A 16,496-nucleotide genomic window follows, 5' to 3' on the forward strand; every position below is an offset into this window, starting at 1 on the left:
CCACCAGATTGGTCGTGCGTTCGTTGTCTGAGAACCTGTCCACCGCTCCTGCCGACGACGAGACCCCGTCGGCGCACGCCATCCAGAACAAGTGGCAGAAGTACTGGGCGGACAACGGCACGTTCCTCACGGGTGGCGATGACGACACCCGGCCGCGTCGGTACGTGCTCGCGATGTTCCCGTATCCCTCCGGTGACCTGCACATGGGACACGCGGAGAACTACCTCTACTCCGACATCGTGGCTCGGTTCTGGCGTCACCGCGGACACAACGTGCTGAACCCGATCGGCTGGGACTCCTTCGGTCTGCCGGCGGAGAACGCGGCGATCCGTCAGGGTGCCGATCCGCGTGAGTGGACCTACCAGAACATCGCGCAGCAGAAGGTCGGATTCGAGCAGTACGGCGTCTCGTTCGACTGGAGCCGCGTACTGCACACGTCCGACCCCGAGTACTACCGCTGGAACCAGTGGCTGTTCCTGAAGCTGTACGAGCGCGGCCTGGCGTATCGCAAGAAGAGCCCCGTCAACTGGTGCCCGAACGATCAGACGGTGCTCGCGAACGAGCAGGTCGTCGACGGGCGCTGCGAGCGCTGCGGCTACGAGGTCGTCAAGAAGAAGCTGACGCAGTGGTACTTCCGGATCACGGATTACGCGGATCGACTGCTGGACGACCTGAACCAGCTCGAGGGCTTCTGGCCGCACAAGGTGCTGCAGATGCAGCGCAACTGGATCGGTCGCTCGGTGGGAGCCGATGTCGACTTCCTCATCGAGGGGCGCGAGGAGCCGGTCACGGTGTTCTCGACGCGACCCGACACCCTGCACGGGGCCACGTTCTTCGTGGTCGCTCCGGATTCCGACCTGGCGGCGGAGCTCGCGGCCGGAGCGCCTGACGAGGTGCGTGAGCGTTTCCAGACGTATCTGGAGCAGGTGCAGAAGGAGACCGACATCGATCGGCAGTCCACGGACCGTCCGAAGACGGGTGTCTTCCTGGAGCGCTACGCGATCAACCCCGTCAACGGCGAGAAGTTGCCGGTGTGGGCGGCGGACTACGTGCTGGCCGACTACGGCCATGGCGCGGTCATGGCCGTGCCGGCGCACGACCAGCGTGACCTCGATTTCGCCCGAGCCTTCGACCTGCCGGTCAAAGTGGTCGTCGACACCACGGCTCCTGTCACGGGTGCGATGCCCGTGATCGAGGTCGATGACGAGGGCGTGCCGATCGACACCGGTGCAGCGCTCGAGGAGCAGAGTCCGGCCACCACCGGCATCGCGCTCACGGGTGAGGGTCGGATGATCAACTCCGGTGCGCTGAACGGGCTCTCCAAGCGCAATGCGATCGCGCGTGCGATCGAGCAGCTGGAGGCTTCCGGTACCGGTCGTGCCGCGAAGAACTACCGTCTGCGTGATTGGCTCATCTCCCGTCAGCGTTTCTGGGGTACCCCGATCCCGATGCTGCACGGCGAGGACGGCACGATCATCCCGGTTCCCGAGGACAAGCTCCCCGTGAAGCTGCCGAGTGTCGAAGGGCTGGACCTGAAGCCCAAGGGCACCTCGCCGCTGGGTGGTGCGGAGAACTGGGTGCGCACGACCGATCCCGAGACCGGCGACCCCGTGCTGCGCGACCCCGACACGATGGACACGTTCGTCGACAGCTCGTGGTACTTCCTGCGTTTCCTGTCGCCGAACAGCGAGACCGTCGCGTTCGACCCTGCTCAGGCGGCTCGTTGGGCGCCGGTCGACTCGTACATCGGCGGCGTGGAGCACGCGATCCTGCACCTGCTGTACGCGCGCTTCATCACGAAGGTCCTGTTCGACATGGGCCTGATCGACTTCACCGAGCCGTTCTCGAATCTCATCAACCAGGGCATGGTCCTGCTCGACGGACAGAAGATGTCCAAGAGCAAGGGCAACCTGGTGCTGTTCCAGGAAGAGCTCGACGCGCACGGTGCCGACGCGCTGCGTGTCGGCCTCGCTTTCGCCGGTCCTGTGGAGGACGACAAGGACTGGGCGGACGTCTCGACGACCGGTGCCCAGAAGTTCCTGGCGCGTGCGATGCGCATCGCGGGGGAGGTGTCGAGCCCGGTCGATGTGGTCTTCGACGGTGGTGACGCCGCTCTCCGCCGCGCGACGCACAAGCTCCTCTCCGAGGCGCCGGCGCTCGTCGAGCAGACGAAGTTCAACGTGCTGGTCGCGCGCCTGATGGAGCTGGTGAACGTCACGCGCAAGACGATCGACAGCGCCGCTGGTGCCGGCGACCCCGCCGTGCGCGAGGCCGCGGAGACGATCGCCGTGATGCTCGACCTCATCGCCCCGCACACCGCGGAGGAGATGTGGGAGATCCTCGGCCATGAGCCTTCCGTCGGGCTGGTGACCTGGCGCTCCGCCGATCCCGCACTGCTGATCGAGGACACCATCACCGCCGTCGTGCAGGTGGGCGGCAAGGTGCGTGCGCAGCTCGAGGTGTCCGCTCGGATCGGCGAGTCGGAGCTCGAGGCCTTGGCCCGGGCCGATGAGCGTGTGATCCGATCGATCGGTGACCGCGAGATCGTCAAGGTCGTCGTGCGCGCACCGAAGATCGTGAGCTTCGTCGTCAAGGGCTGATCGTCTCTTCTCCACTGAGGAGGATCCACTCGGGTTGTCCACTGTGGGCGTCTACTGCGCACCACCGGGGGATCGTTGTCTCCTAGCGTGGCCGGATGGCTTCTCCCCAGGCACCTCTTCCGCACCGGCGCCGTCTGCGCCTGAGCGTGGGAGCGGCGGTGGTGCTGGCACTCGTCGTGCTGTCGGCTGCCGTCGGGGTCGGCATTCTGCGTGGTCAGTCTGCGCCTGTCGAAACCGTGTCACTCACGGACACCGGCACGGACACCGGCGCCGGAGCAGGTGCGAGCCCGGGGCCCTCGTCGACCGGTGAGCTGTACGTGCACGTGCTCGGCTCTGTCGAGAGGCCGGGGCTCTACGTGCTCGATCTCGACGCGCGAGTCGTCGATGCGGTGGCCGCTGCCGGCGGAACGACCACCGATGCGGACCTGAGCGCCGTAAACCTCGCACGGGTGGTCGAAGACGGGGAGCAGATCGTCGTGCCGGCGACAGGCGCGATGACGGATGCACCCGGCGGGGCGGCAGCGCCACCGGGCGACGCGCGGATAGATCTCAACACGGCGGATCAGACTGCACTCGAGACGCTTCCGCGTATCGGACCCGCGCTGGCGGAGCGGATCGTCGCCTGGCGAGAGGAGAACGGTCGCTTCGCCTCCATCGACGACCTTCTGGCCGTGCCCGGCATCGGCGAGAAGCTCCTCGAGGGACTGCGCGACGGGGTCAGGGTGTGAGAGCGCGCGATCTGCGCTTACTCCCTGTGGCGGCAGCCGTATGGGGTGCCGCGCTGCTGTGCGTGCTGTTGCCTGAACTCGCGTGGGTGTGTGCCGGCACGTGTACGGCAGCCGCGGCAGGTGTGCTGGTGTTCAGCCGCTCCGGGCTGCGAGCCAAGAACACTCAGCGCGCCGAGGCCGGTGTCACGATCGTCGTGCTGTCGGCGATGGCGGGTGCGGCCGTGTCCGTCGGGTTCGCTCTTCCCGCGCGGGATGAGGCCCGCGCATGGGGCGGGCGCGTCATCGAGTCGTCGGCCGAGGTCACCTCCTCGGCATCGCTCGGACGGGACGGGCGGCTGTGGTTCGAGGCGGCGGCTACGACACTCGGGCCGCCTGGCCGGGCAGCCCCTTCCACGGTCCCGGTCCGCGTCGGAGTGGACCCCGCCGACGGGTTCGATCTCGGTGCGCGGATACGGGTGGTGGGCGAGTCATCGATCACGGAGGCCGGGGAGCGCTCGGCTCTCGTGATCTTCGCGAGCGAGGCCGAGATCGTCGACCCCGCATCCGGTGTGTTCGCCGCGGCAGCCGCGATCAAGAGCACGTTCGTCGAGAGGGCGCTACGCCTGCCGGAGCCCGGAGCAGGCCTCCTGCCCGGCCTTGCGGTGGGCGACACCCGCGCGGTGACGACGGCCTTGAACGACGACATGCGCGCGAGTGGGCTCAGCCACCTCACCGCCGTCAGCGGTGCGAACTGCGCGATCGTCGTCGGCGCGATCTTCTGGCTCACGGCCCTCTGCGGGGGCGGCCGTTGGCTGCGCGCCCTGCTGTCGCTTGCGGGCCTGGCGGGTTTCGTCGTGCTGGTGACTCCGGAGCCGAGCGTCGTCCGGGCTGGGGTGATGGCAGCGGCGGGGATGCTGACCATCCTGTGCGGGAGGCCGAGCGCCGGGGCGGGAGTGCTCTCTCTGTGCGCGACGGGGATACTCGTCGCGGATCCGTGGCTGGCGGCGACGCCAGGATTCGCGCTGTCGGCCGTCGCCTCGGGGGCGTTGATCCTGCTCGCCCCGTCTCTCGCCCACGGGTTGAGACGAGCCGTGCCAGGACCCGTCGCGTTGGCTCTGGCGGTCCCGCTCGCCGCGCAGCTCGCGTGCGGCCCCATCATCGCGCTGTTCGCTGAGCAGCAGTCCCTGGTCGGAGTCGCTGCGAATCTGATAGCCGCGCCCGCGGCGCCGGTCGCGACGGTGATCGGACTCCTCGCGTGCCTGGCCGCACCGCTGCCCATGATCGCCGATCTCCTTGCGGCCTCGGCGTGGCTCCCCGCTGCCTGGATCGCGACGACCGCCACCACCACGGCGGAGCTTCCGAGCGCGCAGGTCACCGTGCCGGCGGGCCTCGGCAGTGCGCTCCTGGTGGCTCTGCTGAGCGCGGCCATCGCCGCAGTCCTCATACGCGCCCCGAGCTCGACGGAGGCGACTCCAGCCGGGCGGATCTCTCGCTGGTTGAGGCGGGTTGCGGCACTGGTGCTCGTGGTGGTGCTCTCGCTCGCCGGATCACGTGTACTCCTCGATGGACCGCTGGCGACCGCGGCGGCTCCGGATGGCTGGGCGATCGCGGTGTGCGACGTCGGGCAGGGCGACGCGGTGCTCGTGCGCTCGGCAGGCCGGGTGGCGCTGATCGACACGGGGCCCGATCCGGATCTGCTGTCCACCTGTCTGCGGTCGCTCGGCATCGAGCACATCGATCTTCTGGTGCTCACGCACTTCGACCTCGATCACGTCGGCGGGACCGCAGCTGTGCAGGCGCGGGTGTCGACGGTCCTTCACGGTCCGATGGCTGATCCGCCCGATCGACGCCTCATCGACGACCTCGCCGATGAGGGAGCCGAGGTCGAGCAGGCATCGGAGGGACGGCGCGGCATGCTCGGCGATGCCGCCTGGCGCGTGCTCTGGCCGCCACCCCGGTCACCGGCGTTCCCCTCCGGCAACGACGCGAGCGTCGTGCTGGAAGTCGCCGGGGGAGGTGTGCCGCGCTCCCTCTACCTCGGCGATCTCTCCGCCGCACCACAGCGCGTGCTGCAGAGGACAGGAGGACTCGCTCCGTACGCGGTCGTGAAGGTGGCTCACCACGGCAGCGTGGATCAGGATCCAGAGCTGTATGGGCGGATCCGGCCGCGCGTGGCGTTGTTCAGCGTCGGAGCGGACAACGACTACGGGCACCCCCGCGCCGAGACGATCGATGCTCTGACCGACGCCGGTGCACGCGTGCTCCGTACCGACGTGCACGGGCGCATCCTGCTCGCACTCGATGACGGGGAGTTGCAGATCTGGACCGAGAAGACGCCACCGTGACGGCGGAGCCATGTCGGCGACCGCCGGTAGGCTGGTTCCATGGCAGCTTCGCGTACCCCTTCCCGCGGCGGCGCGAAGCCCACCAAGATCCCCCAGGTCTCCTGGCGCGAGCCGCGCCCGGCCCCGGTCGTGCTGGTCTCCGGTCCGGAAGAGGTCTGCGCCGAGCGGGCCATAGCCGGTGTGCGCGACTACCTCCGCGCCGAAGACCCTGCGCTCGAAGTCAGTGACGTACGCGCCGACGACTACGCACCAGGGACGCTCCTGTCGCTCACGTCGCCGTCCCTGTTCGGAGAACCGCGTCTGGTGCGCGTCTCCGGCGTGGAGAAGTGCTCGGATGCGTTCATCCAGGAGGCGGTGTCGTACCTCGACCACCCGCAGGAGGGGGCGACGGTCATTCTCCGGCACACCGGAGCCAGCGTGCGGGGCAAGAAGCTCCTCGACGCTCTTCGCGGTGGTTCCGGTGGCGGCATCGAGATCGCCTGCCCGGCGATCAAGCGCGACGGCGATCGGGTCGATTTCGCAGCCGGTGAGTTCCGCGCGGCGAAGAAGCGCATCGCTCCTCCGGCCTTGCGCGCCCTGGTTTCGGCGTTCGCCGACGACCTCACAGAGCTGGCCGCAGCCTGCCAGCAGCTCATCGGCGATGTCGACGGCGACATCACCGAGGAGGTCGTCACCAAGTACTACGGCGGACGAGTCGAGGTCTCGGCGTTCGTCGTGGCCGACACCGCGATCGCCGGCCGCTACGGCGAGGCGCTCATGGCCCTCCGCCACGCACTTTCCTCGGGGGCCGACCCGGTCCCGATGGTCGCAGCCTTCGCGATGAAGCTGCGCACCATGGCCCGCGTGGCCGGCAACCGCGAGCCGAGCCGTCAACTCGCGCAGCGCCTGGGGATGAAGGATTGGCAGGTCGACCGTGCCCGTCGCGATCTGGCGGGCTGGAACGAGCGCTCGCTCGGGATGGCGATCCAGGCCACGGCCAGAGCCGACGGCGAGGTGAAGGGTGCCGCGCGCGATCCGATCTTCGCCTTGGAGCGCATGGTGACGGTCATCGCCACACGACAGCCTTTCGGCGAATAGTTCATCGCCGGGTGCGCTCACCCCGAACACGAAGAAGGCCCGCCCCGATATCGGGACGGGCCTTTCTCAGAAGCGTCGGTTCAGAGGGAAGCGACCTGCTTGGCGAGAGCCGACTTGCGGTTCGACGCCTGGTTCTTGTGCAGGACACCCTTGCTGACGGCCTTGTCGAGCTTGACGGCGGCCTTCTTCAGGGCGGCCTCTGCGGCTGCCTTGTCGCCGGCGGAGACGGCCGTACGAGTGGTACGGATGACCGTCTTGAGCTCGCTCTTCACGGCCTTGTTGCGCTCGCGAGCCTTCTCGTTGGTCTTGTTGCGCTTGATCTGCGACTTGATGTTTGCCACGTGTGGACGCTTTCTGTACAGGAGTGTTCGGATTGCCGGCAGCAGAAGAGGGCTGCTGCACAGCGGTCGTGAGGGAAGAACCCACACGCAAGCCAAGAGTCGAGTCTACCAGCAGACGGGCCGTTGACGCGAAACGGCGGCGAGAACGCGAGACTCAGTCGCGGATTCGACGGTACCGGGTGCAGAATCATCATTATCCCGACACTGATGTCTAGGAGCCACATGACCCTCGAGCCCTCCCGTTCGCCCATGCCCTCCGGGCTCCGCTGGTCCGCAGCGACGTCCGCCTTCCAGATCGAGGGCTCCCGGCCCACCGGTGCATCCGGGCGATCAATCTGGGACGACTTCCTCGAGAGGCCGGGTGCCGTCCTCGACGGATCCATGGCCGACCCCGCGTGCGACAGCTACCGGCGCCCCGAACGCGACGTCGCTCTCGCGTCCGGTCTCGGACTCGACCGATACCGGTTCTCCATCCCCTGGGCTCGCGTCCAGCCCGACGGCCTGGGTCCGGGAGACACCACAGCGCTCGACCACTACTCGCGCGTCGTGGATATGCTTCTCGACGCCGGGATCCAGCCGTTCCCCACCCTGTACCACTGGGAGATGCCGAGCAGCGTCGAAGCCGACGGCGGGTGGCTCGAGCGCGACACCGCCGAGCGCTTCGCCGACTATGCGGCGCTTGTGGCTGATCGCCTCGGCGATCGGGTGCAGAACTGGTACTCCCTCAACGAACCCGCGATGACGACCCTCCAGGGGTATGCGGTCGGCGCATTGGCGCCAGGCAAGCAACTCCTGTTCGGTGCCCTGCCTACCGCCCATCATCAACTGCTGGCGCACGCCCGCGCAGCGGCGGTGCTCCGAGATCGCGGTGCTGTCGCGGTGGGTCTGGTCAACAACCACACCTGGGTCCTGCCGCTGGGTGACACCGCCGAAGACCATGAGGCCGCGGCGATCTACGACCTGATCCACAACAGGGTCTTCAGCGAGCCGCTCCTCGCCGGCACCTACCCCGACCTAGAAGCACTCGGCCTGCCCTCGATGCCCGTGCAGGAAGGCGACCTCGAAGCCATCGGCCACTCGATCGATTTCTAGGGCGTCAACTTCTACAATCCGACGACGGTCACGACCGCCGAAGAGGGAAGCCCGATCCCCTTCGACATCGTGCCGACGCCCGGCGTTCCGGTCACCGGATTCGGTCCCGAATGGCCGATCATGCCCGGCGCGCTGCGCGACCTGCTGATCGACCTGCATGGTCGCCATCCCGACATGCCGCCCGTGATCATCGGGGAGAACGGCGCCTCCTTCCCCGAGCCCGAGCGCGCGACCCGCGTGGAGGACACCGACCGCATCTCGTACCTCGCCGGGCATCTGCAGGCCGTCGGCGATGCGATCTCGGCCGGAGTGCCGGTGGAGGAGTACACGGTGTGGTCATTGCTGGACAACTGGGAATGGGCCGACGGCTACACCCAGCGATTCGGCCTCGTCCACGTCGACTTCGAGACGGGTGAGCGAACGCCCAAAGCCTCGTACGACTGGTACCGAGAGGTCATCCGGAGTTCGCGTGCAGCGGGGGGAAAGCGATGAACACCTCCGAGCACCCCCGCACCATACGAGCCGGCGCGCGATGGATGTCGCTGTGCACGCTCGCCTGGCTGGCGATCTGGACCGTGCAGCTCACTCCGGTGCAGCTCCTCCTCCCGCTGCAGCTCGACACTCCGGAAGACGACTGGATTCGCGGGGTCGTCTCCTCGGGCTTGGTTCTGGGCATCGGCGGGCTCGCAGGCATCCTCGCGGGTCCCGCCGCCGGTGCGCTCTCGGACCGTGCGGCTGCAGGCAGACACCGCCGTCGCCCCTGGGCGGTCGGCGGGGTTCTGCTGACGGCGGTGTGCCTCGTGCTCACGGGCTACGCCGACGGTCCGTGGACCGTGGGCGCAGGTTGGGTGGGCGTGTCGATCGGCGTCGCCGTGTCATCGGCGGCCTTCACCGCGCTCATCGCCGATCAGCTGCCGACGACGCAGCGAGGTGCCGCATCTGCCGCGGTCGGTTCCAGCCAGGCCGTCGGCATCGTCGTCGGAGTGGGGCTCGTGGTACTCCTCGGCCTCGGAATCCGCGAGGGGTACTGGCTGCTCGCCGGGATCATCGCGGTCGTCGGCACGGCGACCGCACTCCTGCTGCCGGATCCGCCGAGTACGGAGGCGCTGCGGCCTAAGCGCAACGGAGGGCGCCGGCTCGCCTCGCTCCGCGACCGCGACTTCGCGTGGATGCTCTCCGGTCGACTGGTGACGAACGTGGGGAATGCCCTCGGCACCGCGCTGTTCCTGTTCTTCCTGTTGCACGGCCTCGGGCAGCCCAGCGCGACAGCCCAGGACAACCTGCTGCTGCTCATTGTCGTGTACACGGTCTTCGTCGTCCTCGCCTCGGTGGTCACCGGCATCGTGTCCGACCGCACCGGGAACAGGAGAACGCTCACGGTCGCCGCGACGGTCGTGCAAGCGGCGTCCGGGGTGGCGATCGCGCTCGTCCCGACGTTCGAGATGACCATGGTGGCCGCGGCCCTCATGGGGCTCGGATACGGGGCGTTCTCGACGGTCGGCCTCGCTTTCGCCGCCGATCTCCTCCCGGATGCGCAGGACCACGCGAGGGATCTGGGAATCGTCAACGTGACGGCCGCCCTCGGACAACTCATCGGTCCGGTGCTGGGAGCCGGCCTGGTCGCACTCGTGGGCGGGTTCTGGCTCGTGTTCGTCGCAGCCGCCGTGCTGTCACTGGTCGGCGGACTCCTCACGGCGTTCGCTCGGCAGCCGTCCACGGCGGCGTGAGCGCGCCGCGAGCTCCTCTACGTCCACGTCTTCTGCATCCGCCTGCGCTGCATCCGCCTGCTCGACGGTCGCGATGGCGAGCTGCAGCACGGCGTTGAAGATCTCCGGACGCATCGCGGTGACCAGGTGGGTGGTGCGCGGCACGACGATCAGCTCCGCATGTGGTGCGAGCTGCCGGAACAGAGGCTCGTTCAGCCGCAACTGGTCGTACTGCCCGTTCACGAACCACAGCGGAACAGTGATGCGGGGAACGGCTGCGGCGATGTCGAGTGCGGCGAGGCTGCGCAGTGCGGCGTCCTGCGTGTCGAGCGCGTAGCCGCCGGCGGCGAAGTCCGAACGGTTCTCGAGAGGGATGGTGGCGGCGAGCATCTGGCGTGTCAGCCACATCCCGCGATCGGGGAGGGAGTCGACGGCGCGGGCGAACAGGCGGTAGGCGGCGAGACCGGTGCCGCGGGGCAGGGACGTGCAGGCGGCGGCGACCAGGGCAGCGATCGGCGGAGCCTCGGCACCGCCGGCGTAGGCGAGCGAGAGCAGTCCGCCCATGGAATGGCCGACGAGGACGACGGGTCCTTTGTCAGCGGCCGCGCGCACTGCGACGTCGATCGTGTGCAGCGCCTCGTGCAGCGTGAAATCCTCTTGCATCCGTGATCCGTGGCCGGGAAGGTCGACGGCGGTGAAGGCGTGTCCCCGCTCCTCGAGATAGACGGCCTGCGATCGCCACATCGTGGCCGAGGTGCGGATGCCGTGCACGAAGACGATCTGTGCGCTCACGGGTTCAGCATAAGGAAAGCGGGGCCGGTGGATGAACCACCGGCCCCGCTTCGACACGATTCGTGTCAGAGGGTGTTACTTCTCCCAGCCGACGTTCTCGACCGGGCTGATGCCGAACAGATCCAGACCCAGGTAGGGCTCAGGCGTCAGGTTGGCGAGACCCTCGCGGACCGTGTAGATCTGCGGTCCGTTGTACAGCGGGATGAGGCCCCAGCGCTTGTAGATCTCGGGCTCGAGCTTCATCGCGGCAGCGGTCTGCGCCTCGGGGTCGCTCTGCGACTCGACCTTGTCCTTGATCTCGGCGTCCAGCTCAGCGTCACCGACACCCGACAGGTTGAGACCCGAGTCCGAGCAGTACAGCTGGCAGAACCAGGCAGCACCGAAGGCGTCGGAGGACGTGAAGCGGAGACCCGAGACGTCCCAGTTCTTCGACGTGTAGTCGTCGGAGAACTGGCTCGAAGGACGAACCTCGACCTTGACGTCGATGCCGACCGCCTTCTCCTGAGCCTGCAGCGACTGCGCGAGAGCCTTCTGCGTCGCGGAGTCGCTCCAGATCGGGTAGACGACGGAGAGCTTCACGCCGTCCTTTTCGCGGATGCCGTCGGAGCCCTCCTCCCAGCCTGCCTCGTCAAGGAGCTTCTTGGCGCCCTCGACGTCGAACTTCCAACCGGCCTCCTTCATGGAGTCGGAGTAGCCGGGCTGGAACGAGAACAGCGTCAGCGAACCGGCCGGGTCCTCCTTGTAGCCCAGGCCGTTCCAGGCGATCTGCTTCTGCTGGTCGATGTTGATGGCCTTGAAGAACGCCTCGCGGACCTTGACGTCCTCGAACTGCGGCTTGGTCGAGTCGACCTGGAGGATGGTGTTGGCCGTCTGCTGAGCGCGGTAGATCACGGCTCCATCGACGTCCTTCACCTGATCGATGAGCTCCTGCGATCCGGTCTCGGTCATGTCGACCTCGCCGTTCTTGAAGGCGTTGACGCCGGCGGGGTAGTCCATGCCCGTCATCGTGACCTTGTCGAGCAGCGGAGCGTCGCCCCACCACTCGGGGTTCGGCTTGAACGAGATGTAGCCCTTGGTGGCGTCGTACTCGTCGACCGTGTACGGACCTGCGCCCCACTCAGGGTGCGGGTTCTCGTTCATCGCCTCGTTGAACGCGGTCGGGTCGGCGAGGGCCGGGTGGATGACGCCGCCGTTGAACGGCATCTGCGGCCAGGCGAACTCGCCCTTGAACGTGACGATCGCAGTCTTCGCGGTGTCGCCCTGCTCGACGGACTCGATCTCCTTGTAGCCGTCGGTCGCGTTGGGGTTGAAGCCCTCGTCGTACGAGCGGTTGGCCTTCCACGTGGCGTCGATGGCAGTCCAGTCCATGTCGGTGCCGTCGTTCCAGTGCGCCTCGTCGGTGAACGTGAAGGTCAGCACGGTCTTGCCGTCCTTGACCTCGTTCTTCCACTCGGAGAGGTAGTTGTCGTTCTTGTACTGCGTGCCATCCGGCTTCATGAGGATGATCTGCGGCATGTACCAGGCGGCCACGCGCGTGGTGTTGGCGCTCGCATCGCTGTTGAAGGCGTTCAACTGGGCGGGGATCTCGGTGAGCGCGAAGTTGACCTCGCCGCCCTCCTTGAGGTTCTCGCGCGGCTGCGGGTTGTAGTTGGACATCTCGACCCCGGCGGCGTCGCCCTCGTCGTTCTTGTCGCCACTGCCGGTGTTGCCGGCAGCGCACCCGCTGAGTGCGAGTGCGAAAGCGCCGGTGAGTGCCAGCGCTCCCATCAGCTTGTACTGCTTCATGGTGCTCCTTTCGCCTTGCGGCGTGTCATAAGGGGAGAATAGTTCGCCGGGTGCACGAATGCGCCTGCGGCAAGTGAATCCGGACTAACCGTTACCGGACGGTGACCGTGGCCGATCAGGACGGGACGGCGCGGGACGTCGCCGTCGCCGGGTCGAACACGATCCGCTCGCGCGTGCGCTCGATATCGGGGTCCGGAACCGGGATCGCCGACAGCAGCGCCTTCGTATACGGGTGCTGGGGGTTGTCGAAGACGTCGTCGACGTCGCCGTGCTCGACGAAGTCGCCGAGGTACATGACTGCGACGCGGTCGGCGATGTGCCGGACCACGGACAGATCGTGCGCGACGAACAGATACGAGATGCCGAGTTCGACCTTGAGGTCGTCAAGGAGGTTGATCACGCCGGCCTGGATGGACACGTCGAGCGCGGAGACCGGCTCGTCGAGCACGAGGATCTTCGGGTTGGTGGACAGAGCCCTGGCGATGCCGATGCGCTGGCGCTGGCCGCCGGAGAAGGCCTGCGGGAACCTGTCGCTGTGTGCGGGGTTAAGGCCGACGAGATCCATCAGCTCCTTGACCCGTCGATGAGCCTCGACCTTCGACGTGCCGATCGCTGACAGCGGCTCCGAGATGATGTCCGCAACCGTCATGCGGGGATCGAGCGCTCCCATCGGGTCCTGGAACACGATCTGGATGTCGCGACGCAGCGCGCGCTCCACCTTGTGACTGTGGATGTCGTTGACGCTCGTTCCGGCGATGATGATGTCGCCATCGGTCTGCTTCACCATGTCCATGATCTGCAGCAGTGTCGTCGTCTTGCCGGAACCGGACTCGCCGACGATGGCCAGGGTCTCACCTTCGCGCACGTCGAAGCTTATGCCCTTGATCGCGTGCACCTCGCCGACCTTGCGCTTCAGGAACGCGCCCTTGAGCAGGGGGAAGGTCTTGGTGAGGTTCTTCACCTCGAGCGTGATGGGTCGCTCCTCGCGGGGCAGGCGGGTCAGCGCGCTCTCCGGCGCTTCGCGCACCGGATACACCGGCAGGCCGCCGAGGAGGCCGCCATCGGCGATCTCGTTCGCGCGGATGCACGCGGCGCGGTGCTCCTCACCGCCGCCGGTGAGCACGGGCAGCAGTTCGGGCTCACGCGTGCGGCAGGCGTCCATCACGATGGGGCAGCGGTCGGCGAACGGGCACGCATCCGGGAGGTTGATCAGCAGCGGCGGGTTGCCCTTGATCGGAGTGAGCGGCTCCTTCTCGGCCTTGTCCACGCGGGGGATCGCGCCGAGGAGGCCGATCGAATAGGGCATGCGCGTCTGATGGAAGAGCTCGCGCACCGGTGCCTGTTCGACGGGCTTGCCTGCGTACATGACCATCACGTCGTCTGCGGTGCGGGCGACGACGCCCATGTCGTGGGTGATCATCATGACGGCGGCGCCGGTCTCGGCCTGGGCCTTCTCGATCAGGTCGAGGATCTGCGCCTGGATCGTGACGTCGAGAGCCGTGGTGGGTTCGTCGGCGATGATCAGCTTCGGGTTGTTGGCCATCGCGATGGCGATGACGACACGCTGACGCATGCCCCCGGAGAACTCGTGCGGGAAGGACTTCATCCGCTTCTCGGGCTCGGTGATCCCGACGAGCTTCAGGAGCTCGATCGAACGCGCTGTCGCCTCCTTGATGCTGAGGCTGCGATGCACCGTCAGCGCTTCGATGAGCTGCGCGCCGATCGTGTACACGGGGGTGAGCGAGGTGAGCGGGTCTTGGAAGACCATGGCGATGCCGTTGCCGCGGATGGCCGAGAGCTGCGAGTCCGTCTTTCCCAGGAGTTCCTGACCGTCGAACACGATGGACCCTGAGACCTTGGCGTTCTCGTCGAGCAGTCCCATCACGGCGAGGGAGGTGACGGACTTGCCAGAACCCGACTCGCCGACGATCCCGAGGGTCTTTCCGGCTTCGAGGTCGAACGAGACGCCGCGGACAGCGTCGACCCTGCCGGCCTCGGAGGCGAAGCTGACCGTGAGGTCGCGGACGGAGAGTACAGGGCTCATGCGCGGCCTCCTGCAGCCGAAGTGGGATCGAGAGCGTCGCGCAGTCCGTCGGCGATGAGCGCCATCGAGACCGTGAGCAACGTGAGGATCAGAGCGGGGAAGTAGAACAGCCAGGGTGAGCTGGTGATCGTCGTGCTTCCCTCGCCGATCAGGGAGCCGAGCGAGACGTCGGGGATCTTGACGCCGAACCCGATGAACGAAAGGCCCGTCTCGGTCGTCACTGCGGCGACGATGCCCAGGGTGAAGTTGATCACCAGCAGCGAGCCGATGTTCGGGATCAGGTGACGCGTCACGATGCGCAGGCCACGCACGCCCATGTAGCGCGCCGCCTGCACGTACTCGCGCTCACGCAGCGAGAGCGTCATGGTCCAGATGATGCGGGCGGGGAAGAACCAACCGACGAAGATCATCACGAGCGCGATGACCCACCACACGCCACCGGAGTCGTTCGAGATGATCGACAGCAGCAGGAAGGTGGGGACCACCATCATGAAGTGGATGAACAGCAGAGCGAACCGCTCGAACCAGCCACCGAAGTAGGCGGCCGCCGTTCCCACGAGTGCGGAGAGCACCGTCGTGCCGACGGACACGGTGATGGCGATCATGAGCGATCGCTGCAGTCCCACGGCCGTCTGCGTGTATGTGTCGTTGCCGGCGCCGTTGGTGCCGAACCAGTGCGCAGCGGACGGCGGCTGGCTCAGCGCCAGGAAGTCCATGCTGTCGACGGCGTACGGAGACAGGAGAGGCCCCAGTGTCGAGAAGAGGACCAGCACGATGAGCACGACCACACCGCCCACAGCGGCCTTGTTGCGCATGAAGCGTCGGGTGTAGAGCGTCCACTTGGACAGCGACTTCCCCGTGGCGCGGTCCGCGGTCGGCGGGGCCGCTGGCGGCTCGACGAGAGGATCGATCATTTCGGCGGTCATGGTCAGCTCACCCTCACTCGCGGGTCGAGGACGACGACGACGATGTCGGCGAGCACTGCGCCGATCGCGGTCAGCACGGCGCCGAAGGCGGCGACGGCCACCACGCCGTTGATGTCGTTCTGGTTGATGGTGTCGAGGAAGTACCGGCCCATGCCCTGCCAGGCGAAGATCTGCTCGGTCAGGATCGCGCCGGTGAAGATCGTGGGGATCGTGAAGGCGACCTGTGTCGCGACCGGGATGAGCGAGGTGCGAAGCGCGTGCTTGCGGACGGCTTGCGCCTTCGTGAGGCCCTTGGCGCGGGCGGTGCGCACGTAGTCGGCGTTGATGTTGTCGAGCAGGAGCGACCGCTGCAGGAAGTGGTACTGGGCGTAGCCGACGATCACGAGCGCGATCGTGGGAAGTGTCAGGTGCTGCAGGGTGTCGATGATGACGGGGAAGAATCCGGTCACGCCGGGACTCGATGAACCGGTGACGTAGAAGATCCGCACCCCGGTCCACTCGTTGAGCGAGATCGCGAGGAGGACCACGCCGAGACCGGCCACGATGATGTTCAGGTTCATCGTGATGATCGATGTCGCCTGCCCGATGCGGTCGGCGAGCTTGTACTGGCGTGAGGCCGTGTAGACACCGAGCCAGATACCGAGCAGCGCGGCGATGATCGTCGCACCGAGCACGAGTTCGGCGCTGACCCACATGCGGTAAGACACCTGTTCGTTGACCGACTGGCCCGTGGGGCTCAGGCCCCAGTCCCACCGGAACAGGATGCTGCTGAACCAGTTCCACCAGCGCTCCATGAGCGGAACGCTGTCGCTGAGGTTGCGTGGGATCAGGACGTTGTCGATCTGCTCCGGGGTGAGCGGAGGTCGGCGCCCGACATAGTTGCTGCGCGGATCGAGGAAGCCCCACGCCAGGAAGAACGTGAGGTTCGTGGCGACCACGATCATGAGCAGCCAGCCGAGTGCTCGGCGCAAGAGGTACTTGATCAAGGGGGGTAAGTCTTTCTCTTCTACAGACGCGCTCGGGATCTGCCGACGCAACGCTGAGTCAGTTGGATACACAATCGCCATCCACCGAACTCTGC

At 67.2% G+C, this 16,496-nt stretch carries 11 protein-coding genes and 1 pseudogene; 6 read left to right on the plus strand and 6 right to left on the minus strand.

Features of this window, described 5'->3' with window-relative positions; genetic code table 11:
• The first annotated feature begins 23 nt into the window (after window positions 1–23).
• The 4 genes from leuS to holA all read left to right on the plus strand — a co-directional run bounded on the left by leuS (window position 24) and on the right by holA (window position 6,729).
• The gene (gene leuS, locus ABRP18_RS07500; protein ID WP_058631417.1) at window positions 24–2,600 is read left to right on the plus strand and encodes a leucine--tRNA ligase; all 2,577 of its coding nucleotides are present in this window, start codon (window positions 24–26) and stop codon (window positions 2,598–2,600) included.
• A 95-nt stretch (window positions 2,601–2,695) separates the two neighbouring features.
• Window positions 2,696–3,328, plus strand: a complete 633-nt coding sequence (locus tag ABRP18_RS07505) for a ComEA family DNA-binding protein (RefSeq protein WP_058631395.1) — start codon at window positions 2,696–2,698, stop codon at window positions 3,326–3,328.
• A 26-nt stretch (window positions 3,329–3,354) separates the two neighbouring features.
• The gene (locus ABRP18_RS07510; RefSeq protein ID WP_349884436.1) at window positions 3,355–5,652 is read left to right on the plus strand and encodes a ComEC/Rec2 family competence protein; all 2,298 of its coding nucleotides are present in this window, start codon (window positions 3,355–3,357) and stop codon (window positions 5,650–5,652) included.
• A 39-nt stretch (window positions 5,653–5,691) separates the two neighbouring features.
• Window positions 5,692–6,729, plus strand: coding sequence for a DNA polymerase III subunit delta (gene holA / locus ABRP18_RS07515; protein WP_046749211.1), 1,038 nt, complete (start codon window positions 5,692–5,694; stop codon window positions 6,727–6,729).
• An 80-nt stretch (window positions 6,730–6,809) separates the two neighbouring features.
• Here the strand turns inward: holA and rpsT are convergent, their stop codons facing one another.
• On the minus strand, window positions 6,810–7,070 hold the full coding sequence (gene rpsT / locus ABRP18_RS07520; protein WP_017830351.1) for a 30S ribosomal protein S20: 261 nt from the start codon (window positions 7,068–7,070) through the stop codon (window positions 6,810–6,812).
• 249 nt (window positions 7,071–7,319) lie between these two features.
• Here rpsT and ABRP18_RS07525 point away from each other — a divergent pair.
• Window positions 7,320–8,654: pseudogene (locus ABRP18_RS07525) on the plus strand (glycoside hydrolase family 1 protein).
• Window positions 8,651–9,889 carry an MFS transporter gene (locus ABRP18_RS07530; RefSeq protein ID WP_349884437.1) on the plus strand — a complete coding sequence of 413 codons (1,239 nt, stop codon included), beginning with the start codon at window positions 8,651–8,653 and terminating at the stop codon, window positions 9,887–9,889. The pseudogene ABRP18_RS07525 and the gene ABRP18_RS07530 overlap by 4 nt, the downstream one beginning before the upstream one ends.
• Here the strand turns inward: ABRP18_RS07530 and ABRP18_RS07535 are convergent.
• From ABRP18_RS07535 to ABRP18_RS07555, 5 genes are all read right to left on the minus strand, one after another.
• Entirely contained in the window at window positions 9,833–10,660 is an 828-nt protein-coding gene (locus ABRP18_RS07535; protein WP_193761900.1) for an alpha/beta fold hydrolase, read from the minus strand. The two genes, ABRP18_RS07530 and ABRP18_RS07535, sit on opposite strands and share 57 nt — an antisense overlap.
• 75 nt (window positions 10,661–10,735) lie before the next feature.
• The gene (locus ABRP18_RS07540; protein ID WP_058631391.1) at window positions 10,736–12,445 is read right to left on the minus strand and encodes an ABC transporter family substrate-binding protein; all 1,710 of its coding nucleotides are present in this window, start codon (window positions 12,443–12,445) and stop codon (window positions 10,736–10,738) included.
• 115 nt (window positions 12,446–12,560) lie between these two features.
• Window positions 12,561–14,489: an ABC transporter ATP-binding protein gene (locus ABRP18_RS07545; RefSeq protein ID WP_179516052.1), complete on the minus strand. Its 1,929-nt coding sequence runs from the start codon at window positions 14,487–14,489 to the stop codon at window positions 12,561–12,563.
• Window positions 14,486–15,415 (minus strand): ABC transporter permease, encoded by a 930-nt coding sequence (locus ABRP18_RS07550; RefSeq protein WP_058631389.1) that lies wholly within the window; start codon window positions 15,413–15,415, stop codon window positions 14,486–14,488. Before ABRP18_RS07550 ends, ABRP18_RS07545 begins: the two co-directional genes overlap by 4 nt.
• Before the next feature lie 2 nt (window positions 15,416–15,417).
• Window positions 15,418–16,401 carry an ABC transporter permease gene (locus ABRP18_RS07555; RefSeq protein ID WP_058631388.1) on the minus strand — a complete coding sequence of 328 codons (984 nt, stop codon included), beginning with the start codon at window positions 16,399–16,401 and terminating at the stop codon, window positions 15,418–15,420.
• Window positions 16,402–16,496 lie beyond the last annotated feature (95 nt).

The organism is Microbacterium sp. WHRI 7836, from assembly GCF_040223885.2.
Taxonomy (GTDB): Bacteria; Actinomycetota; Actinomycetes; order Actinomycetales; family Microbacteriaceae; genus Microbacterium; species Microbacterium oxydans.